Genomic DNA, 17,873 nt, shown 5'->3' with positions numbered 1-17,873 from the left:
TCAGAGCTTCTCGGCGCCCGCGCGGAACATGCCGATCACGAGCTCGCTGGCGCCGTCGATCGCGCGGCGCATGGTCGAGCCGGTGCCGATCGCTTCCGCGGCATAGACCGGTGTCTCCACCGCGATGGCGCCGCTGCGCCAGACCTTGACCACGCCGACCCGCTGGCCGGCTTCGACCGGCGCGCGCACCGGGCCGCTATAGACGATGCGGGCGATCAGCTTGTCGCTGCCGTTCTTGTGCACCATCACCTTCACGGGTGACTTGGCCATGAGCTTCACCGAGCGGCTCTCGCCGCCGAACACCTTGGCGTAGCCGACGGGTTGCTCGGCTGCGATCAGTACGCGGGTCTCGAAATTGCGGAAGCCCCATTCCAGCATCTTCTTGGCTTCCGTGGCGCGGTCTTCGGGATCGTCGAGCCCGTTGACCACGACGATCAGGCGCGTGCCGTTTTGCACGGCCGAGCCCACCATGCCGTAGCCGCCTTCCTTGGTGTAGCCGGTCTTGAGGCCGTCAGCGCCTTCCATCGAATTGAGCAGCGGATTGCGGTTGGGCTGGCGGATCTTGTTCCAGGTAAACTCCTTCTCGCCGAACAGTTTGTAGAACTCGGGGAAGTCCAGGATGATGTGGCGGGCGAGGATGCCGAGCTCGCGCACCGTCATCTTGTTGCCGGGATCGGGCAAGCCGTTGGAGTTGGCGAAGGTCGATCGGGTGAGGCCGAGCTCGCGGGCGCGCTTGGTCATGAAGTCGGCCGCGAAAATCCGCTCGTTGCCCGCCATGGCTTCGGCGAGCGCGATGCAGGCGTCGTTGCCGCTCTGGATGATCGCCCCATGCAGGAGATCGTCGACCGAGACCTTGCTGTTGATGGCGGCGAACATGGTCGAGCCGCCCGAGGGCGCGCCGCCCCTGCGCCAGGCATTCTCGCTGATCCGGTACTCGTCGGTCAGCTTGATGTCGCCCTTCTTGATGGCGTTGAAGACGACCTCCGCGGTCATCAGCTTCATCATGCTGGAGGGCGCGCGCAGCTCGTCGGCGTTCTTCTCGAACAGCACGCTGCCTGAGGAGGCCTCCATCAGGATCGCAGTCGGGGCGTCGCCGTCGAAGCCCGTGTCTTCCGCCTTCTTGGCGCCCTGCACGCTCTGGTTGGCGGCGTAGAGCGCCCCGCCCCAGCCGATGGCCGCGACCAGAACCACCGCGATCAGCCCGCGCGCCAGCGCACCGGCGGTGAACCGGGAGCGACGAAGCAAAGAAGGACGAAATGCCATGGCCAAGCCCTGAGAGCGGCGTTCTAGCAGTTGGAACAGATGCGAACAACACGGAGCTGGACGCTTGTCCCTGAGATTGCACGATTCTCCTCGCGCCCCTATCGTGGCATCTTATATTTCCCGACCAAACCCCTGAAACAAGGCGGAAAAGCGAATGTCCTCAACCCGGATGATCAAGGCCAACGGGGTCGAGCTCTTCATCCGCGAAGCCGGCCAGGGGCCGCTGGTGGTGCTGTGCCATGGCTGGCCGGAACTGTCCTATTCCTGGCGCTACCAGATCCCGGCACTGGCAGAGGTCGGGTTTCACGTCGTCGCCCCCGACATGCGCGGCTACGGCCAGAGCGCGGCGCCGCCTGATGTTGCCGCCTACTCCATCTTCGACACGGTCGGCGATGTCGTCGGCCTCGTGCAGGCGCTGGGCGAGAGCAAGGCGATGGTGGTCGGCCACGACTGGGGCGCGCCGGTGGCCTGGCACGCGGCGCTGTTCCGCCCCGATATCTTCACGGCTGTCGCCGGCTTGAGCGTGCCGCCGCCGTTCCGAGGCCGCGGCAAGCCGCTCGATTTGTTGCGCCAGGGCGGCATCACCAATTTCTACTGGCAGTATTTCCAGACGCCCGGCGTCGCGGAAGCCGAGCTCGAGCGCGACGTCGCCCACACCATGCGCATCGTGCTCGGTGGCCGCGGCCTCGCCGATCCCTCGGCAGCCATGTTCGTGCAAGAGGGCAAGGGCTTTCTCGGCCATGCGGGCGCCGAGGGGCCACTGCCCGGCTGGCTGAACGAGGCTGATCTCGCCTATTTCACCGAGTGCTTCCGTAAGTCCGGCTTCCGCGGCGGGCTGAACTGGTACCGCAATATCGACCGCAATTGGGAGCTGACCGCCCCCTGGCAGGATGCGCAGATCCATCAGCCCTCGCTGTTCATCGCCGGCTCCAAAGACGCCGTCATCACCGGTCTGATCGGGGCCAAGCGCGTCAACGAGCTCGAGCGTGTGCTGCCCAAGCTGAAGCGCAAGCTGATCCTCGAGGGCGCCGGCCATTGGGTGCAGCAGGAGCGGCCCGAGGAGGTGAACGCGGCGCTGGTGACGTTCTTGAAGGAAAGCGCGGCTCAGTAGAGGCCGCGACCGCTCAGGATGCTGCGGGCCTCGGCCGCGCCGTCCGAGGTGTAGGCGGCGGACCGAGCGCTCTCGGTCGCGTAGCGGCCGTCCTCATCATAGGACACGGCACGCGCGTTCTGAAGCGCCCGCCCCCGGCCGCGGCTCGAGGCCGACATTTCCGAGGTGGCATTGAGCGAAGCCATGTCGGCCGAGCTGTTGCCGAGATTATAGGGCCGCCCCTCCGGCATCGGAACCTCGCCGCGAATGGCACCGCGGCTCGATGAGGGCAATTCCGGCACGAAAGGCCTGGCCGAAGCGACCCGGACCATCGAGGGCGTCGGCGCCGGAATGCCGGTACGCAAGGTCGCCATCAGCTGGCGGTCGTCGGAGCCTTCGAGCGGCGCCCGGCCGACATATTCGACCCGGACCTTGGCGACGCCATTGCCTTTGAATTCAAGGAGTTCGGCGGCCTTGTTCGAGACGTCGATGAGCCGGTTGCCGTGATAGGGCCCCCGGTCATTGACGCGGACGATCAGCGACTTGCCGTTCGAGATATTGGTCACCCGCGCGTAGGACGGCATCGGCAGGGTCGGATGCGCCGCGGTCAGCGAGGCCATGTCGAACACTTCGCCATTGGCGGTCAGGCGGCCGTGGAAATCATCGCCATACCAGGACGCCATGCCCTCGGCGCGGTAGTTGACATCCTCCTCCGGCACGTAGGTCCGGCCCGCCACGACATAGGGCTTGCCGACGCGGTAGGTGCCGCCGCCCTTCGGGACCGGATCGCCCCAGGCCACCACCCTTGGGCTCGAGGACACCCCGTATTTCGGATCGACGCGACTGGCGAACTTGTTCGAGGAGGCGCAATTGGCGAGCGCAAGGCAGGTCGCAACCGCCGCAACACCGCGCACGGCCCGCAAAACCGAATCTGACCGTCGGATCCCCATTCGCCCCAAATACCATTTCGCCGGGCGCATACCCATCGCTTTAGCCGCGGGGGGCGCTGTCCGGACCTTGTAATCCGAGGCGGCCCACCACCGCATCGGAAGCAGTAACGATAACGCAACCCGAACACGGCGGAAATGGGGAGCCCGCAGCGATCACGCCGGGATGGTAAACGGGACGTTCGTTTGCCTCCGTTGATCTACGGAGCGCGGGCGCCCTGCTCTGTGCCAAGGCTGGACATTCTGTTGCGCCAAATCCTCACTCCACCCCCATTGTCACGCCGCTCACCGAAATTCTTTTGACTGTGCAAGGCCGCACGCGTTCTCTCGAATGCAAGGGCGGGATTTGGAATTTAACGATGATCGAGACGGTTTCGGCACTGATGGGTCTGGTAAGCGCGGGGATCTTCCTGGCCCATGCGTTTGAAGGTTACCGCACGAGGGCCTGAAGGCACTCGCGCGGGACGGCAAGCATCACCTCTTTCAAGGCGGCACGTTCGGACAATTTTAATCGATCCGATCGAGCATCGAGGACGAGAGCGGCAGGTGTCCCATGCGCAACCATGACCTCGTATCCGATGGCTTCCTGGTATTGACCGCAGGCGGCTTGGTTCTGCTCTGCTCGGGCCTCGTGGCACTGGCCTTCGGCTGATCTCGGACGAGATCGTCGCGCTTTCCCGACGACGACCATGCTGCGCCGCAGACAGGTGTTTGCCCGGATTGTCTCGCTCCCGTTTAGTTGATTGAATTTCCGCGTTCGGCGCCTCGACTTAATTTCAAGAGGCCATCACCGACGAGGGTGACTCACATGCTTGCCGAGAAGTTTTTCCTGGTTCTTGAATCCCTGATCCGCGGCGATCGCACCTATCCGGACGGAAGTCCCCGGGTCATCAGCACCTCCCCGCACGTGCCGGTGAAGCTGCCGAGCCGGAAATAGCTGGCTCGCCGTCGAGCCCCGGTCACGCGCCGCTCAGCGCAGGCCCAACAGCGAGCGGCGATAGCGGCCTTCGCGGGCCTCGCTCAGACAGACGAAGCTGCCGTCAAAGCCCTGGCGATATCGCTTCTGGCCCCTGGTGTAGTAGACCCCCTTCCTGAAATCGAGCCAGACCACCTGATCGTGCGGACAATGGCGCTGCGCCTGGGCCTCGTAGCGGAACGGGGTCAGTGGCGTTGCCGACACGTCTGTGCCGCCGGAGCCGGCCATGATCGCCGCAGCGAGCGCGATGCGGCCCGCCCATTTTCCGCTGCGAAACACGCCCCGCCTCCCGATCTTGATCCCGATCCTGGCCGCCCGCGCGACGGCCGACCGGCACGGTAGCACGAAAATGGCGCGATCCCTGGAAAGCGACCAGCGCGCCCCGTCTTCCGCCGGCCATCTTGCCGGGTTACATGGCAGCGAGATCATCTCGATGCGAGGATGCTGCCTGAATGTCGGTTGAGACTGGATTCCAATCCGAACTCCGCACCGAACCCCGTCCGGCCTCGCCGCGCCTGGGCCTGCTGCCGATGATCATCTTCGGCTCGCGCTGGCTGCAGCTGCCGCTCTATCTCGGACTGATCGTCGCGCAGTGCGTCTACATCGCGCTGTTCCTCAAGGAGCTCTGGCATCTGTCCTGGCACGCACTCGACCTCACCGAGCAGCAGATCATGATGAGCGTGCTGGCGCTGATCGACGTCGTGATGATCTCCAACCTGCTCGTGATGGTCATCGTCGGCGGCTACGAGACCTTCGTCTCGCGGCTCGACCTCCAGGGTCATCCCGACGAGCCGGAATGGCTCGGCCACGTCAATGCCAGCGTGCTGAAGATCAAGCTCGCCATGGCCATCATCGGCATCTCCTCGATCGCGCTGCTGCGCACCTTCATCGAGGCCGGCAATCTCGGCTCGAACCGTGCCAGCTACACCGAGAACGGCGTGATGTGGCAGGTGCTGATCCACATCACCTTCATTGTCTCGGCGCTCGGCATCGCCTATGTCGACAAGCTCGGTGATTCCGGCGCGCGAAAGCACGCCGAATGAGGCGCGGCCATCGGCCTTCTTATTTGTCGGCTTCGAGCTGCTGCATCACCTGGCGCAAGTACTCCAGAAGCTTCTGCGCGACCTGCTCGCGCGCCACCCCCTTGGCGGCGAGATCGCCCGACACCTTGCTCACGACGTCGTCGATCGTCTGCCTCTCCAGATTGTCCGTCACCAGCGCCGTTGCGTAGCTTGCCGCCTCGTCGGCGCTGAGGCCGAGCTGGCTGGCGGCCCAGAGCCCGAGCAGCTTGTTCGACCGGGCCGTGGCCTTGAACATCAGCTCCTCGTCGTGGACGAACTTTGCTTCAAAGCCCTGCTCGCGCTTGTCGAACGTGGTCATGGTCAGCTCCATTCTCGCTTTCGCTGAAGGGGTCGGACTGGCTGGGAGCGAACGTCTCCGTCGTTCACGTCAGTTGAGGATCATTCGAAGCTTCCTCCCGAAACGCAAACGCCGTCAAGCCCGCCGATGGGTGGGCGCCCGGGAGGCTCAAGCTGGTCTTGAGCGCGACGGGAACGCCAACCGGCATGAGCCGCCGGCGTCGGTCGAAAATCGGTCTAAGAGATTGTTGGCGCCGACCGCGCTTGGTCAGCCCTTCGCCGCGGCCGCTTCACGCGCGAGGCGTTCAGCTTTCAGCCGCTCCTTGTTGGCGTAAAACGCCTTCTGCGCCTCTTCATGATCACGCATGGCCTTTTCGGCCTCGATCCGGCGCGCCGCATCGCGCGCCTGGCGCTGCTCGGGGGTCAGGGGTTTGCGTCGGAAGGAAAGGTCTTCAGTCATGGCGACACAACGTGGCGGCGAGGAAAAAGTTCCGCATCGTCGAACTGAAGCGTGGGTGCTGACCACCAAAGTTTTGCGAAAACAACCCCATGCACAGTAGCTAAGTCTCGATGGCACAACGCCTTTTGCATTCGCGCAAAAGCCGGTTGACCCGTCGGGCAAAACAGTGACATTTTGCCATCTTCGGAAAATCGTCAAAGAGGTTGATGGGCCGCCACGAAGATCGTCTCCTATCGGCAGACAATCCTAGATCTCGATTTCCGCAATCACGGGCAAATGGTCTGAATAGGCCGTTGCCTCTCCGTCGGTCCAAACTCTCCCAAACCGGCTATCGGGCGTCGCATAGATCCTATCAAGGCGTAGAACGGGCAAACGCGCCGGGAAAGTCCGCAAGCGCGTACGGTTGGGGCAGACCTGCGCGAGCACGCGCCGCACCGATTTCACCCAAAACCAGTCATTGAAATCACCGAGGACGACGGTCCTTCCAGGTCGCACCAAGCTTACCAGGGCCTGAGCTTGCGCATAGCGCTCGTGGATACTCAAGCCGAGATGAGTGGCCACCACGCGCACATCGCCGACCGGTGTCAGCAGTCCCGTGGCAATCGCCCTGCGTGGCTCCCGCTCTCGAAACGACACATCGAGGATCTCGGGCACGCCAGAGAACGGAAAGCGGCTTAGGAGCATCTGACCATAGTCGCCATCCTCGGCGACAATCGACTTAGCGTGAACCCCGTGATCGCCGACAACACTCGCCAACTTCGCAAATGGATCGTCTAAGCGCGATCGCGAATCCACCTCCTGAAGCGCGACGACATCAGGGGCCCACTTGCGAACGATCGAGCAAACACCCTCCAAATCGAACTTCGGATTGAGATTGAACGTGCCATGCACATTCCATGTCATGAATCGCATCGCCGCCATCAGCGCCTCCCGGCGAGCCAGGTCGCGACGAATTGTGCGCCTGCGCAGATCCCCAGCCAGCCCAAGAACGCCAGAGCCAACAGCAATATGTTGCTCCAGGACGCATTCCTGGCCAGGTCTGCGATCTGAGCCCCCAGAACTGCCATGGCGAGAATACCGGGCATCATGCCCAGCAGAGTTCCAACCATGAAGTCACGTAGAGGCAGCGTGCTCGCACCAGCCACAACATTCACCACAGAGAACGGTGCTATGGGAATCATCCGGATGACGACGACGGCTAGAATCCCCTTGCCCACAACACGTTCTTGGATGCGCGCTGCACGTCGGCCGAGCAACTGCTGGAGACGTTGTCGGCCGAGTACCCGTCCGATCGCAAAAAGGATGAAGGCGCTGAGCAAGACGCCCGCCATTGCGGTGATGAAGCCCAGCCAGGACCCAAGTGCGGCAGCAGTCGCTGCAATGAGCACGAGAACCGGAAACACGACCAGCCCGCCAACGACGAAAGCTGCGATAGCGAACAGTGGCCCCCAGATGGACTGCGAGTAGGCAGACAGTAACGCCGAAATATGAGGCGCGTCGGCAAAATCGCTCAACGGCGTGTACGACCAAGCCATCGTCAATCCAAGAAGCGCCACCGTTATCGACGCGATCCCCACTAGTGTCTTCGTGCTCCACATGCGAGATGCCGCCCGCTCCAGATGAAGCGGCCGCTCCGGGTCTGCCACCGGCTGAACCATTGTGGCCAGCGCACTGGTCAGGACCGAGGACCCCACTTCCCGCAGCGTCTTCGCCCCATCAGCTCTCGACACGTCGTCCAGGAGCGCAAAAAGACGATCCTCGTTTTGCGTTATGGTCAGTTCGTCGAGACCGCCGAAATGTGCGATCAGGCGACGGCGGACCGAAGCGATGAAATTCCGATGCTGGTCGGATGCCGCTTCAAAGATCAGGTCACATTCGCTATCGGCGCCCATCGAGCGATTGTTCAGGTTAGCCGAGCCGACCCTCAAGATCCTGTTATCGACGATCATGAGCTTGCTGTGCACCATCACGGCAGCTTCGGTATCCCCGCTGCGTGAGATCGGGTAGACGAAGCGGATGCGATCTGCGACTCCAGCCTCACTGAAGCAGTCGATGAAGGCACCACGGCCATTTTGCATGGCTTGGGATTCCAACCACGATGAATGCAGTTTGGGAGTGACGACCAGAACCCGAAGCGAAGGCACGCGAAGCATCTGCTGCGCCAATTCACGCGCAATCTTGGTCGCGCTGGTAAACTGATTTTCGATGTAAACGAAGCTGGTCGCCGACCGGATCGCTGCAGTCAATGAGCGCTCGACTTCCTTGATGGTCGAACCTGCAGGACAGACCACCTCGGTCCTGGCGATACCAACCGGCAAGTGCTCGGCCTCCACCGGCACATTGGCCGGCCACCGCATGTTCCCTAGCCGGCGCCGATGATGGGTCTGTTGACCTGAAGCACGCCAGCGTTCCTCCGCGAGGTCGAACAGCCACGCTGCTGCATCCCCATCGACCATGCATTGAACATCATGAAAGGGTGGGTATGGCTTGCCCTCAGGGTCGCAGCGCAACGGATGATCGGCACGATGATCACTGGTGTCCCAGCGCCTGATTGTCAGATCGAGCCCGCCAACGAACGCCAGTGAACCGTCGATACAGACCATCTTCTGGTGTTGGGCCGAACCAAACGGAAGTGTGCAATCGAGACAAAACCGGACGCGGCCAGATGTTTCGGCAGTAAATTTTGCCGCGGAATTCCATTCTCTTTCGGAGGCATAAAAGGAGACAAAGTCCCAGACAAGGATGTCGATCCGCAAGGTCGGGCGGCGTTGAACGAGCGCGCGTAGCAATGGGCCAAGTTGTTCCGGCAAGCCATCATCCGCTCGTCCGGAAGCTCCGACCAGCCTGGTTTCGCTATGGATGTCCCATCCGATGATGTAGACCTGTTCTTGCGCCTCCAGCAGCGCTTCCCGCAGGGCCGCGAAAAACGCGGCGGCATCGTTCAGAACCGTCACGCGCCGCGCTTCGCACCGCCTCCAGACGGTGTCTCCGGGGATCAGGGTCGATGAACTCTGAAGCAGATGGACCTCGCAAATCGCATTCGCGGCTCAACGTCCTGAATGCTTAGGGGGTTCCACGTCCTCTGGACACAGGGTTACAAAGACGCAGGTGATCTGCGGGGCACCACGCGCCTGGGATTCAGAACCGGAGTATCCCGAACAGAAAGAGCAGCGCCACGGTGACCAAGCCGGAGATCAGCAGCGAGCCGAGACACCCCAGCCGGTTCGAGAAAAAGAAGAACATGCGTGCCCGCCGTGAAGCTTCCTGCCGGGCTAATTTTTCAAATTCGATAGCGTTCCGGATGCGCTCTCGTTTGTCCTGACCGTCGAGCGGTCTGACTCTACCGACAGCTTGATTGACTGGTGTTCCTGGAAAGGAGGGGTAAGAACCAATCTCTGGACGAGACGTTGAATCTCCGATGTCCGACGCTTTTGACTATTTCCGAGCGCACGCGGTCCGAGCCCTTTGCAAGGCCCGGGCGATGCCCCGCGGACGAATGAAGCATCTCCAATTGGTGGTGGCCCGGATCTACCACCTGCTCACCAAGGAGGCCGCCTACGGCCCGAACCTGCAGCATCTGGACGACTTCCGGGCAGCCCAGAAGCTGGAGAGGTCGATTGACTGATGTCTTTGCGGATCAAGCAGCCCGGTCGACCGCGACGTTGGTGCAAAGGCGCCTATGTAGACAACGCGATACAAGCCGGAGCGAGTGAGTGGGGGCCGCTGACACCACAACCGTGGCTGAACTCCGCGGGAATACGCGCAGCGGACTGCGGTAAGCGGAGGCAACCCCTATCCCAGGAACGCTCGCTGGGCTTTCGCGTCTTCTGAAAGAAGAGACGTGCCTATGCTTCCAGCCACGCCCCCGAGCCCCACCCTATTCCGCTGCCCCAAATGCGGCGAACCACTCAGTCTCGCGGAGAAGCTATGGGACATGAAGACAGCCCGCTTCATCCGGGTGTACAAATGCCGGTGCGGTGAACTACTCTGGGATGATCAATCGTCCGCGGAACGCAGCTAAGGCACGCCGAGCCCCCTCGCTTGGAGTTGCCACCGATCACGAGCATCGCGGCCCCCTCGATAGGTCAACAGTCACTTCAGCTAGTCGGCGATTGCGCCCTCAATAGCTCAGCTGACCGCGGCAACGAAGCCGCATTGTGTACTGAATTGGACGCACACCCCATCCGAAATCGCATCTAAGTAATTGATTATGTTGAATTGTGGCGGAAGGGGTGTCTGGTCAACCACGTTGATTCAACTCGATTTTTTCTGCGCCTTGGAAGAATAGCTACGGTGTTTGCAACGGTCGCCTTAGCAATTTCTCAACCGTAGTTTTCCGCCCGTGAGCGTGGCTTGCGACCTCCTGCCTTCGTTCAAAACGGCCGCGGGTCGTGGCGGCCGCAACGATGCGACAGGGCAAGCCGTAGCCCAGTCGCCGCAGCGGTGCATTGTTGAGGCCGTCGAGCTCTGCCATTCTGCGGGTGCGTCTGGATCACAGAGCCCCGCAAGGACGCGCTCCCAGGCATGGAATGCGAGGCCCTCGGTACCGGGCACCGCCAGATGCCCCCTGCTCCCCAGGACACGGCGCCGATCTGATCCACCACCCGTGAGCCCTTCACGCGGCGGATTTTGTGTTTTTGATCGGCCGCCACCGCTCAGTATGATGCCCGAGTAGCCAGTCACAGTTTACCGTGGAGTGGCACAATGACGCATAACCTCGTAGCCGTGTGTGTCGTCGTGGCCTTAATTATCATGGCCTCGATTGGCTTCGCTCAAAAGCACCATGAATGTTGGAACGGGCACGTGCTCAAAAATTGGCGGCACGGGCACGTGCTCATAACCCGTGAGCCCTGCGGATCCGTTGGCCCCTCCATATAGAACCGCCGCCCCTCGGAGCTTTTCCTACCCACGACGCGCAGTAGCTCGCGCGACGGATGCGCCCCAAGGGATTGATAATTTGCGAGGTACTTACAATGCCGCTTTGATCGCGGCACGCCTCGCCCTGCACACCGCCACACTCCTACGCACGCCGACGGCCGACCGCTCAAGATCACCTTCGGCCAGATGCGCGAGATGGGCTTGCGCGGTGTCCTGGTCTACTGCCATTGCGGCCATCACGTGGCTCTGAATCCGATCGCTGGCCTGACGATGTTCGCTTGTCTGATATCGAGCCGCGTTTCGTCTGCGGCGAATGCGGCAGCCGCGGAGCTGAGGTCAGGCCGGATTTCGAGAGCGGCAAGCCATCGCAGTTTGCATCGCCGTAAATTTCCCAAGCGAAGGCCCGCCAGCGTGAACCGGCGGCCGACACGGGCAATGGGATATCGATAGCGGGCAAAAGACGGCCCCGGCCAGTGGGCTTCTAGGGGTGGGTGGCCGGGGCCATTTGGGGTGCTTGGACTTTGGGGAAGTTCAAGCGACTGCGAGCTTACTCACAGCTCGAAGCGCCGTTCTGTTCGCTTCCGAACATTGCCAGTATTGCTCCGGGTAGGAACAGGCCTCATTGGAGCAGGATTCGTAAACTCCGCGGCCAGTGCTTATCTCGACTGGATCCACGAAGTGAAGCACGATGGCTACCAGACCCTCTAGGCCCATGCGGCACGCCGCGCGAAACAGGTCCAATGGCGCAGGCTCTTCTCAGTTTATCGCACGCACTTACAAGTTTTTGCTCGATAGCGGATTCATTGAAGTGTACTGGACACCTTCTCCGCCGCAGCAGAAGATGAGATCGTCCTTTGTTATCAAACTCGGCCCTTTTGCACGGACCACCCCGTCCGGTGAGACCTCTTGGTGAAGGGCCCGCCACCGTGAACCGGCGGGCCATTTGGCTTCACCTCTTCATGCAGAGACCGACTGTCGGCGAGGATCCACATTTCGCGCCGTCTGCGGCTCCTCCACCAGGACAGAATACGGAAACCAGTGTTTCGCTGTTATCGCAATTGACGGCGCCATCCGCTTGCACGGCGCGGATGTTGACGGACGCCGGATCGCCCTTATCACCCTTATCGCCTTTTGGCCCCTGCGGTCCCTGTGGCCCTTGCGCGCCGGCTGGCCCCTGTGGACCGGGTACGCCCTGAATACCTTGAGCGCCTTGCGGACCGGCCGGGCCTTGCGGTCCCGGATCGCCCTTTGGTCCAGGCTCTCTTCCACAACCCGCTAGCGCGAGAGCGGCGGTCATTGCGACGACCGTAATCATTTTTTGCATTCGCGATCCTCCCACTGATCGAGACCATTAAACTGGTCGCCTGAGAGAGCCGCAATAGAGAAGCCCGCCAAGCTGGCGGGCCCCTTTGTTCATCACCTTAGCCGGCGGGCATAAGCCGCCAGCCGCTGCCGGGTGGGTTCCTATGAGATCGGCGCCGGCGCGTAATGAACGGCCCGCCTTGCACTCCCGATCGTACTGAGCGGCGACAAGGCGCTCGACTAGAGCCACGAACGATATCAGGAAGTCGGCTCGCTCGGCTTCGATACAATACCCCTGCTCCGCCTCCTGAAGCTAGCTACCCGAGCCAGCGAATGGAGTTCGACCGTGTCAAGACGTCCGCCTTCTTCGCCAGCCGTGCCAATTTGGAAAGCGCGCGATCAGATCCCCTCACGAACCTGTCGCCGCGATACCGTTGCAGCCTGGGTGTAGGCTGTTGAAAGTTCGGTCTGCAAAGGATCCGCCTTCGTGCGCAGTCTGACACGAGGTGAATGTCACCGCGCCAATGCGGTACCACGCTCAGCTGACGTTATCCCAACCCAATCGGGATGCATGCTGACTAAGCATAGTGCGGCTATATCTCGGTCCGGGTTATCAGGCCCACGGGCATGCTCAGCTGATTTGTTAAAAATGCAATTCCGCCTGCAGGGGAAAATTTGCCTGTTTGCGCCTTGATGTGGCTCGCCGTTAGCGAGCTATGGAGGCGCGTAGCGATGGGACAAAGGACCCGAATTTTGAAGCGGGCATACGTCTCGCCCGATCTCGTGAAAATGCTTCAGGAACTTGAGGATCTACGAGAGAAGGTCCGGCTCGCCGAGGCCGCACGAGTGTTGCACTAGGTTGGCGCGTTTGAGGCGCGTTAAGACAGCCATCCCCCCGGGGCGGTTCGGCTCGCTTTAGTCGCTCTCCGCCACCCGTAAATTTCCCAATATCGCTCGCATCGAGCTCATTCGATCATTTCGAAATGAGATCGTCGAAGCCCAAGGAATGGACTGAGGCTGAGCGGAAGCGACTCGCCTGGCTAGCGCGTCGTCGTGTCGTGTCGGAGATAGCGGCGGCGCTCGGTCGGCACACCGGATCCGTGAGGCGAATGGCACGCGCAATGGGGCTTATTCTGAAAAAATAATCTTGCCCACCTTCTAGCCTCCTCGCCGACCGGTTGCGGAATGCTGCGCCCGCTACGAAGGCAGAGCTCTACGGTTTTTGCCAAGTTTGGCGGCCAGGATGATAGGCCCATATCGAGCTGAATGATCGGCTCGAGCGCGGCGGTGCACCAGTCCTTGAAGGTTGCACCGGAAGCCATACGGCAGGGCGTTCCCGCCCAAGGTCGGGATTTATCCACCGCGGCTGGCTGCCGTGCCGTTGGACCGTTTGGACCCCGACATGTACTTCCGCTTGGAAGACTTCGGCGCGCGGGCTGCGCAGGGCGTATAAATCAGAATCCGCTTGCCCGCACAACTCGAAGATGCGTCATAGATCCAATCGCAAGCGCAACCTCAGGAACGCATCGCGTCGATCGTGTGGGCAATCAGGATCGCTACGCTGACGCCGATGAGAATAACGAGGACCCAATTTAAATACACGTTCGCCTCCAATCTTTGGAATTGAACGCGCGCAATTGTGCACAGTCAAAAACAACCGGCCGAGATTATTAATTTCGGCTTTGGGCTGAGGATTCAAGGTAACTGTTGCGTCCGCTGTCGGCCCTATCGATGGAATGCCATGAACAGAAGGACCCCGACAACGCACGCCGCGAGTGAGAGCAAGTAAATACCCACGGCAACCCCGACTCATCTTGAACTAGGGATTTAATTGGGAACTCGCGCTATCCGATGGTCAAGCCTAAGCTTCCCAAGAAACGGTTGATATGCACTCGCGTTTGCGGCGGTAATGGCTCTGGGTGCAGCCGCCGGTGCGTCGGCTAGGCGCAGCACGAAGGAGTGCCTGCGGTCGCAAACAACCCTCCTGCTTTAAATGACCGACATAAAAATATTTTATAGAGGAAATTATATCCTAAGTTAATCCCACGCTCGCGAAGGGCTGCCAGTGCGAACCGGCGGGCACCGCTGTTGTCCCTGGAGGGCGCTTGCACAGGAACGTTTAGCGTGGCCCGGCGTCGAATGGCGACGAAACCCGCGGTTCGTCCATGGACAGAGCGGTCGCTTATGCAATTTCGACTTTCATCGTCCTCTTTGGCGTCGGGATTATTGCTGCCGGCCTGTCGTCCAGCTCACCTGTCCTATGGATCGTCGTCGGGCTCGTCCCCATAGTCATCGGGCTTGTAAGCGCTTTCGGTCCCACCTGATGGGTTCGTCTCCTCCTGAAGCGGAACGGCACCAATGCCCGTCGAGTTGTCCTTGGAGAGGCAGCTGTGGACCTGACCGAGATCGAGCGCGCGTTCTTAAAACAACTGTCTTCCGAAACGTGGATCGGCACTCCGCTGTTCGATCACGAACTCGTCGCGCGCCTGGTGGAGTCTGGCCTGGTAGAGGCAATCCCCCAAGCATCGGGCAATACCGAATACCGCATTACCGCGCAGGGCCGTGCGGCCTTGAGTGGATAGCGTTGCCTCGCAGAAGCTTGGGACATCCTGCCGTTAGTTAAGCGTGTCTGCCTTTTCCGGATCGACGTTTTCGTGGTCGCTCACTTGCTGGCCTCGACGAGGCGACCTACCGCTTCGACCAGCGAGCCGCGGAAGAACTGTGGGCCATTAAGGCATTCAAGTTGCGCGAGATGGCCCGTCCCGATGTCCCCTCAGGTCTGAAGACGTGGCTGGCCAAGGCGGACGCTGAATTCGGCCGCTACGCGTTAGCGTTTTCATCTCATCGAATGGGCCATCATCGCGGAAGCATTGGAAACACCACCCGATGAGCTGATCTCGGCCGACACCGCCAGGAGAGCTCGACGGTACGTCGAACAGTTTCTCTACGCGCACGCTCTGTTCATCCACACGACGGTCCTCGACGGCGCCGGCCACGATCACGAAGCCCGTTGGGTCGCCGGCTACATTCTCACTCGCAATTTGGACCGAATGAGCGCCAGAGAGGTCGCTAGAGCGCGGCCGCGCAGCTTGGGCCGAAACCGGAAGCAATTGCTCGCGGTGATGGGGCGCCTCGAGGCCGAAGGGAATCCTGGGTCCGGCGGTATTACAAGCTGAAGAAGGCGTGCGCGCCGTTTCCATATCCCTACCCCGAGCGCCCGGCGCGCTACCGATCAAGGATGGAAAACCGGGCGACCAAGGCATTCGAGCGGAAGCACGGGATCAAACGGCCGCCGAGGACCCGCGGCATTGATGTCAGCATTCGCGGCACGCAAGTCAAGATAAGCCGCGCAAAGCTCCGCGACCTCGTTTGGAGCAAGACGATGATCCGCGCCGGCCCCGATCTCGGGATCACCGAGACCGCCCTACGCCACCTCTGCAAGCGATATATGATCCCGATGCCAACCCGCGGGCACTTCAACCATAAGGATCCGAAGATGCGTCCGCCGAAGCCAACGCTCGCGCCGTTGAGGGGCGTTGAGTTGGCGCGCACCGCGAAGAAGACGACACCGGCGACGACCGCCATGTGATAGCCAGAGATCGGTCAAGCAAAGATTTTGTTTAGAGAATGCAGCGGCTTATGATGCCATTGCTTCCCAAAATTCTGGCGTGGGAAGCAGCTGGGAAGCGGATTTGGGCTGACAGGCGCCGGCTTGCTCGCGTCGCTGTGCTGCGCTTCAATCTGGAGCGACTACTCGGGGGCGAACACCAGGGGCGCTATGACAATTCCGCAATCCATATTGGCCGGCGCAGCGGTGATCGGCGCGTGCATCGTGGCGGCTCAGTTTGTAGCCCCATACCAGATGGCAAGCGGGCCGGCGCTGGTCTGGCGCGTAAATCGCGTCACTGGCGAAGTGCGGGAATGCCTGAGGGGCATGGACGCGCGCCAGCCCATATTGTGACCGATTGCAAATAGAGCGCGGGACTCGAAGCCCTGCGCGAAGCTGGCAATAGACGGTCGCCTTCGGGGGGCCTTCTTCTATTCGTATCCGCACAAGCGACCTCGGTTTGGGGTCCGAGGTCGCCAACCTTGGGCAAGGTTTGCTCCCGACGGGGGGCTTTTGACTTGGGGATCGGGAGCTTGGATTCGACTCGGAATGGGGAAAGTCGTTCCGCGTGCCGATTGATTAAAACGGCCCCGGCGTCCGTCGCTGGGGCCGTTTAGATACTCTTTCCACACAGCTTGCAGCTTGGTCGAGTCACTCTCTGGGCCCGCCAGCGTGAACCGGTGGCCCCCTGTGAGCGCGAGCCGAAGCCCAGATCTAACGCGAAGCTCTCTCGCGCGCAGCATTCAGGTCCGCTTTTATGCCTGAGATTGCTGCCTCAGCCGGCTGTCGACTTGGGGGCGGTTCATTGAGGTCTCGCGCCCATGGTGCCCCTGATCGAACTGTCGAACCTGAAGTGGCCTGATCAGAGCTCACGCAAGCAGCGACAAGTAGGCCAGGAAGGCCGACCAATACCGCCCGCGTCATCGCCTGGATGCCCATGCTCGCCTAACCGAGATGCCTCCGAATCGATCCTCAGCATGGACAAATCAGAGTTTCGTGGTCCGTTCCGTGACTGCCATGAAACCATTTTACCGTGGCCGCGAAGTCGGCCTGAAACAAACGAGGTCCAGCCTTGCGCTCTTCCAGCGCATGTCCCAGAAGGGGAACTACCTCTATGATCAGCCCGACATGGACTCGCAAAGCACGCAAGCTCGTAATCGCAAATTTGCTGATCGGCGCGGCCACTCTGGTAGGAGTGGCCGCTCACGAGCCCGTCTCAAGTGCTGCCCTCGGTAGTGAATGGCAATGCAGCAGAGCTGCATTTGTCCTAACGACGTGTCGGCACGTGGCTGACGAAGTTATGACGCAAAGAACGGCCGCTCTAGATTAGCGAGCAAGCCATCCGCCCCAACGCTGGTTGTCCGAGCCTAAATCCCAGACTGAGCGAGCCCGAAACCATAGCCCTGCGCCCTTGTCGTTCACGCCTCAGCCGTATGGCGTGAGCGCCAGCCGCTGCTGGCTCCGAGCGCTCTGCAATCGCCTCTTCCACACCCACGAGCCGCAGTGGCTCGCACGCGTTCCGCGGCCCAAGGGATTGATAATTTGCGAGGTACTTACGATGCCGCTTTGATTGCGGAATGCCTCGCCCGACCAAACGTCACACTCCTACGCACGCCGACGGCCGGCCGCTCAAGATCACCTTCGGCCAGGTGCGCGAGATGGGCTTGCGCGGTGTCCTGGTCTACTGCCATTGCGGCCATCACGTGGCTCTGAACGCCGATCGCTGGCTTGACGATGTTCGCTTGTCTGATATCGAGCCGCGTTTCGTCTGCAGCGAATGCGGCAGCCGCGGAGCTGAGGTCAGGCCCGATTTTGCCAGCGGCCGACCTCCGCAATTTGCGATGTCGAACGCCCGTTAGCGCTGCGTAGATTTCCCCGATGAAGGCCCGCAGGGGGCGCCATGCGCAGGGGCGGCCGCGAACAGATGATGAGCATCTTCGAAGCCAGAATCGCGCTAAGACTGGTTCATGAAGTTCACCGCCGAACGTCCCT

Annotated in this window: 14 protein-coding genes and 1 pseudogene; 8 read left to right on the top strand and 7 right to left on the bottom strand. The window is 61.3% G+C overall.

Annotation, left to right across the window (positions count from 1 at the left end):
- Window positions 1-1,263, bottom strand: a complete 1,263-nt coding sequence (locus tag CWO91_RS24035) for a D-alanyl-D-alanine carboxypeptidase family protein (protein ID WP_165405666.1) — start codon at window positions 1,261-1,263, stop codon at window positions 1-3.
- A gap of 154 nt (window positions 1,264-1,417) precedes the next feature.
- Between CWO91_RS24035 and CWO91_RS24030 the strand changes: the two genes are divergently transcribed.
- The gene (locus CWO91_RS24030; RefSeq protein WP_130216859.1) at window positions 1,418-2,374 is read left to right on the top strand and encodes an alpha/beta fold hydrolase; all 957 of its coding nucleotides are present in this window, start codon (window positions 1,418-1,420) and stop codon (window positions 2,372-2,374) included.
- Here CWO91_RS24030 and CWO91_RS24025 read toward each other — a convergent pair.
- Window positions 2,368-3,303 carry a septal ring lytic transglycosylase RlpA family protein gene (locus CWO91_RS24025; protein ID WP_130216914.1) on the bottom strand — a complete coding sequence of 312 codons (936 nt, stop codon included), beginning with the start codon at window positions 3,301-3,303 and terminating at the stop codon, window positions 2,368-2,370. The two genes, CWO91_RS24030 and CWO91_RS24025, sit on opposite strands and share 7 nt — an antisense overlap.
- 805 nt (window positions 3,304-4,108) lie before the next feature.
- On the opposite strand from CWO91_RS24025, the gene CWO91_RS45055 reads away from it, so the two are divergent.
- Window positions 4,109-4,237 (top strand): hypothetical protein, encoded by a 129-nt coding sequence (locus CWO91_RS45055; protein ID WP_256465491.1) that lies wholly within the window; start codon window positions 4,109-4,111, stop codon window positions 4,235-4,237.
- A gap of 33 nt (window positions 4,238-4,270) precedes the next feature.
- On the opposite strand, the gene CWO91_RS24015 is transcribed toward CWO91_RS45055, so the two are convergent.
- A complete protein-coding gene (locus tag CWO91_RS24015) occupies window positions 4,271-4,504 on the bottom strand; it encodes a hypothetical protein (protein ID WP_245471347.1) in 234 nt (77 codons plus the stop codon).
- A gap of 224 nt (window positions 4,505-4,728) precedes the next feature.
- Here CWO91_RS24015 and CWO91_RS24010 point away from each other — a divergent pair, with 224 nt between their 5' ends.
- On the top strand, window positions 4,729-5,319 hold the full coding sequence (locus CWO91_RS24010) for a TIGR00645 family protein (protein ID WP_130216855.1): 591 nt from the start codon (window positions 4,729-4,731) through the stop codon (window positions 5,317-5,319).
- 19 nt (window positions 5,320-5,338) lie between these two features.
- On the opposite strand, the gene CWO91_RS24005 is transcribed toward CWO91_RS24010, so the two are convergent.
- The 4 genes from CWO91_RS24005 to CWO91_RS23990 all read right to left on the bottom strand — a co-directional run bounded on the left by CWO91_RS24005 (window position 5,339) and on the right by CWO91_RS23990 (window position 9,048).
- Window positions 5,339-5,656 (bottom strand): DUF1476 domain-containing protein, encoded by a 318-nt coding sequence (locus CWO91_RS24005; protein WP_165405665.1) that lies wholly within the window; start codon window positions 5,654-5,656, stop codon window positions 5,339-5,341.
- Window positions 5,657-5,902: 246 nt separating this feature from the next.
- Entirely contained in the window at window positions 5,903-6,094 is a 192-nt protein-coding gene (locus CWO91_RS24000) for a hypothetical protein (protein WP_091895525.1), read from the bottom strand.
- A gap of 246 nt (window positions 6,095-6,340) precedes the next feature.
- Window positions 6,341-7,015: an endonuclease/exonuclease/phosphatase family protein gene (locus tag CWO91_RS23995; protein ID WP_130216851.1), complete on the bottom strand. Its 675-nt coding sequence runs from the start codon at window positions 7,013-7,015 to the stop codon at window positions 6,341-6,343.
- A complete protein-coding gene (locus CWO91_RS23990; RefSeq protein ID WP_130216849.1) occupies window positions 7,015-9,048 on the bottom strand; it encodes a VTT domain-containing protein in 2,034 nt (677 codons plus the stop codon). Before CWO91_RS23990 ends, CWO91_RS23995 begins: the two co-directional genes overlap by 1 nt.
- Window positions 9,049-9,512: 464 nt before the next feature.
- On the opposite strand from CWO91_RS23990, the gene CWO91_RS23985 reads away from it, so the two are divergent.
- The 5 genes and pseudogenes from CWO91_RS23985 (at window position 9,513) to CWO91_RS23960 (ending at window position 17,740) form a co-directional block, all read left to right on the top strand.
- A complete protein-coding gene (locus tag CWO91_RS23985; RefSeq protein ID WP_130216847.1) occupies window positions 9,513-9,719 on the top strand; it encodes a hypothetical protein in 207 nt (68 codons plus the stop codon).
- A 1,424-nt stretch (window positions 9,720-11,143) separates the two neighbouring features.
- Window positions 11,144-11,358 (top strand): annotated as a pseudogene (locus CWO91_RS44425) (hypothetical protein).
- Window positions 11,359-14,664: 3,306 nt separating this feature from the next.
- Window positions 14,665-14,856 carry a hypothetical protein gene (locus CWO91_RS23970; protein WP_130216845.1) on the top strand — a complete coding sequence of 64 codons (192 nt, stop codon included), beginning with the start codon at window positions 14,665-14,667 and terminating at the stop codon, window positions 14,854-14,856.
- An 800-nt stretch (window positions 14,857-15,656) separates the two neighbouring features.
- Window positions 15,657-15,863: a hypothetical protein gene (locus CWO91_RS23965; RefSeq protein WP_130216843.1), complete on the top strand. Its 207-nt coding sequence runs from the start codon at window positions 15,657-15,659 to the stop codon at window positions 15,861-15,863.
- 1,595 nt (window positions 15,864-17,458) lie between these two features.
- On the top strand, window positions 17,459-17,740 hold the full coding sequence (locus tag CWO91_RS23960) for a hypothetical protein (RefSeq protein ID WP_130216841.1): 282 nt from the start codon (window positions 17,459-17,461) through the stop codon (window positions 17,738-17,740).
- Window positions 17,741-17,873 lie beyond the last annotated feature (133 nt).

This window comes from Bradyrhizobium genosp. SA-3 (assembly GCF_004212635.1).
Taxonomy (GTDB): domain Bacteria; phylum Pseudomonadota; class Alphaproteobacteria; order Rhizobiales; family Xanthobacteraceae; genus Bradyrhizobium.
This window is presented reverse-complemented; position numbering and strand designations above follow the sequence as displayed.

What these genes read in the sequence shown, in the direction of transcription:
- CWO91_RS24015 (WP_245471347.1), bottom strand. Translation starts at nt 4,504, where the DNA reads ATGGCCGGCTCCGGCGGCACAGACGTGTCGGCAACGCCACTGACCCCG.
- CWO91_RS24005 (WP_165405665.1), bottom strand. Translation starts at nt 5,656, where the DNA reads ATGACCACGTTCGACAAGCGCGAGCAGGGCTTTGAAGCAAAGTTCGTC.
- CWO91_RS23985 (WP_130216847.1), top strand. Translation starts at nt 9,513, where the DNA reads ATGTCCGACGCTTTTGACTATTTCCGAGCGCACGCGGTCCGAGCCCTT.
- CWO91_RS24000 (WP_091895525.1), bottom strand. Translation starts at nt 6,094, where the DNA reads ATGACTGAAGACCTTTCCTTCCGACGCAAACCCCTGACCCCCGAGCAG.
- CWO91_RS24035 (WP_165405666.1), bottom strand. Translation starts at nt 1,263, where the DNA reads ATGGCATTTCGTCCTTCTTTGCTTCGTCGCTCCCGGTTCACCGCCGGT.
- CWO91_RS23965 (WP_130216843.1), top strand. Translation starts at nt 15,657, where the DNA reads ATGATCCGCGCCGGCCCCGATCTCGGGATCACCGAGACCGCCCTACGC.
- CWO91_RS45055 (WP_256465491.1), top strand. Translation starts at nt 4,109, where the DNA reads ATGCTTGCCGAGAAGTTTTTCCTGGTTCTTGAATCCCTGATCCGCGGC.
- CWO91_RS24030 (WP_130216859.1), top strand. Translation starts at nt 1,418, where the DNA reads ATGTCCTCAACCCGGATGATCAAGGCCAACGGGGTCGAGCTCTTCATC.
- CWO91_RS23960 (WP_130216841.1), top strand. Translation starts at nt 17,459, where the DNA reads ATGCCTCGCCCGACCAAACGTCACACTCCTACGCACGCCGACGGCCGG.
- CWO91_RS23995 (WP_130216851.1), bottom strand. Translation starts at nt 7,015, where the DNA reads ATGGCGGCGATGCGATTCATGACATGGAATGTGCATGGCACGTTCAAT.
- CWO91_RS24025 (WP_130216914.1), bottom strand. Translation starts at nt 3,303, where the DNA reads ATGGGGATCCGACGGTCAGATTCGGTTTTGCGGGCCGTGCGCGGTGTT.
- CWO91_RS24010 (WP_130216855.1), top strand. Translation starts at nt 4,729, where the DNA reads ATGTCGGTTGAGACTGGATTCCAATCCGAACTCCGCACCGAACCCCGT.